Annotated in this window: 4 protein-coding genes and 2 pseudogenes; all 6 read left to right on the forward strand. The window is 58.3% G+C overall.

Going from position 1 to position 2,418, the window contains the following annotated elements; genetic code table 11:
* A pseudogene (locus NW856_RS02005) lies at positions 1-626 on the forward strand (cation:proton antiporter); the annotation flags it as partial.
* Positions 610-1,014, forward strand: a complete 405-nt coding sequence (locus tag NW856_RS02010; protein WP_414398840.1) for a cation:proton antiporter — start codon at positions 610-612, stop codon at positions 1,012-1,014. The pseudogene NW856_RS02005 and the gene NW856_RS02010, both read left to right, overlap by 17 nt.
* The gene (locus tag NW856_RS02015) at positions 1,011-1,262 is read left to right on the forward strand and encodes a hypothetical protein (RefSeq protein ID WP_011431878.1); all 252 of its coding nucleotides are present in this window, start codon (positions 1,011-1,013) and stop codon (positions 1,260-1,262) included. Before NW856_RS02010 ends, NW856_RS02015 begins: the two co-directional genes overlap by 4 nt.
* A gap of 19 nt (positions 1,263-1,281) precedes the next feature.
* The gene (locus NW856_RS02020) at positions 1,282-1,563 is read left to right on the forward strand and encodes a monovalent cation/H(+) antiporter subunit G (protein WP_414398841.1); all 282 of its coding nucleotides are present in this window, start codon (positions 1,282-1,284) and stop codon (positions 1,561-1,563) included.
* A gap of 9 nt (positions 1,564-1,572) precedes the next feature.
* Positions 1,573-2,094 (forward strand): DUF4040 domain-containing protein, encoded by a 522-nt coding sequence (locus tag NW856_RS02025; RefSeq protein ID WP_414357736.1) that lies wholly within the window; start codon positions 1,573-1,575, stop codon positions 2,092-2,094.
* A pseudogene (locus NW856_RS02030) lies at positions 2,091-2,418 on the forward strand (cation:proton antiporter); the annotation flags it as partial. The gene NW856_RS02025 and the pseudogene NW856_RS02030, both read left to right, overlap by 4 nt.

Genomic DNA, 2,418 nt, shown 5'->3' on the forward strand with positions numbered 1-2,418 from the left:
TGATGGGGAGCACGCCCCAGCACCTTCTCGCCTGGAGCTCGGTATCGCAGATGGGATTTGTGATTGCTGCCCCTCAATGGGCAGGTTTGTACGGTCTTGCCCATGGGTTGGCAAAGCCCTTGCTGTTTGTTGGAACAAGCGTGACCCATCCCTGGCGTTGGCCGATGCTGCTCTTGGGGACGGCTTCCCTGGCAGGGGTACCCGGCAGTTTGGGGTATGCGGCCAAGGCCCTCAGCTTGTCTGCTCTGGATCCTTGGCACGAGTGGCTGCTGGTGGGGGTTACCGTCGGCACCACGTGTTTAGGCGTGCGAGTGCTGCGGGCACCTGTTTCTCCAATGAAGGGGGCAACCACCTCTGCAACTACTTGGCAAGATAAAGTGGCACTGGTGCTTTGGGGTGGGGGCTTGCTCTGGGGCTGGCTACCGGCGGCCTATGGCGCTGACAATCTTCTCAAGGCGCTCCTCAGTTTGGGCGTTGGGATCCCCCTAGGCTGGTTTTGGGAGCGGATCCCTTTGAAGGGAGGGTCGGTGAACGAAGGGCTGGAAGCAGTGGTGGGCGGCTTGAGCATAGTGTTGGTGCTGGTTTGGGCTCTGTTAGCTGTGGGGAACTATGGGACGCTACCCTAAGTTGGGTCTATTGGAGATCGGCCTGCGCCTCTTAATTTGGTTTCTGCTGACGGGCAATCTGAGCTGGGACAATGTGGCCATCGGGGTGGCGGCAACGTTGCTGCTGCCGCGCCAGGCTTCCGCACCGGTGCAATGGCGGGATTGGGGGCGAGTGCTCCAGGAAATTCTTCTCGCCATCCCAAGAGCCTACTGGGAAGCCTTCGAGATGATCCTCAAGCCCCACACTGTTGAGGAAGTTGTATACAAACAAACCCTGCCCAACCGTTCAGCAGGGCTGGTGTTTCTGGATATCTTTTTAATTACCTTCACGCCCAAAACCATCGTGCTCAATTGCAATGCCCAAGGCACTTATGAAGTCCATGTGCTCAAGCCGCGGGAGGACGTGTGAACCTACTACTGTTTCTCCTGACCCTAACGCTGTGCTTGCCCCTGTATGCCGCTTGGCTGAAGGAAGATATTTGGCAGACGATGCTCGCCTTTGCCAGCTTGGCCACAAAGACGGCCATCCTGATTTTGGTGGTGTCGGTGGTGCGGGATGATTGGATGATCGGGATTGTGGGGGTTTTGATTTTGTCGGTGGGCAATGCGGCCTTAATGCTCTTGGCTCATGTACTGAAACGGCTGGAAATGCTTTAGAAAGGCCCTGGGGGTAGGTATGGAAGTCTGGGTGGAAGGTCTGAGCTATCTGTTGTTTGGGGTTGGTGTGCTGTTTTGGCTGTGGGGAACGGCGCCGCTCCTTGGGGATCGCTCGATTTTATTTAAGCTGCACGGCCTTTCGGTGTCGGACACCCTGGGCTCTATGAGCATCATGCTGGGGCTGCTGTTGCGGATCCCACGGGAATGGCCCCTGTTGGTGTTGGCACTGATCTCCCTGGCTATTTGGAATACCATTCTGGGCTATGTGCTGGCGTTTTGCTCGCAGCGCAAGTCCCTATAGGAGGGCAGGATGGAAGAGACCCTGTTGCTGGTGATGGCGTTACTCCTGCCCCTGACGGCAAGCTTGGTGGTGACTCAGACCAATCCCTACCACGCCTTGGTAATGCGAGGGATCCTGGGGACGATTGCCGCCCTGATCTATGCGCTGTTTGGGGCGGCGGATGTGGCCCTGACCGAGGCACTGGTGGGCACCATGCTTTCTATTACCCTCTACGCCATTGCGGTGCGCTCTTCGCTGAGCATGCGCCTGGGCGTTCTCGAAGGCAGCCCTGTGCTGGAGGCCAGTACCTCAGCAGCACGGCAGTTGTTACAGCAGATGCGCCAAGGGCTACAGCGGTATCACATGCGCTTGGAGTTGGCCGCCTATGGGAGTTCGGAGGCGTTGGTGGCTGCTCTTCGCAGCCGAGAGGTACACACCATTGCCCTTGAGCCCGGTGGAGAAGCAGCAGAGTATCGCCTGGTTACACGCGTACCCCGCCTGCAGGCCATTTTGGCGCAGCAAGCTCTGGCCGCTGAGGTGATGGCGACATGAAGTGGGTGTACGGGATAGCGGTGCTGCTGGCAGCCCTACAGCTCATCGTGGGCGAGGTGGGATCCGTGTCCCCCAATCCCACAGCGGGCGTGGCCTTAGTCGAGGCGGTGGAGATTCTGGCCAGCGAAAGCGGTGTGCCCAACACGGTGACGGGTCTCATTCTGCGCAACCGCCTCTACGATACGGTCTTTGAAGTGGTGGTGTTTTCCACGGCAATTTTGGGCGCCCAATATCTGCTGGCGGATGAGCAGCCGACGGCCAATGTAGCTCAATTTACCGATATTCCCTCGATTGTGTTGGCGCGAGTGGGAGCCACCATTTCGG

This window comes from Synechococcus sp. R3-13, from assembly GCF_047462195.1.
Classification (GTDB): Bacteria; Cyanobacteriota; Cyanobacteriia; order Thermostichales; family Thermostichaceae; genus Thermostichus.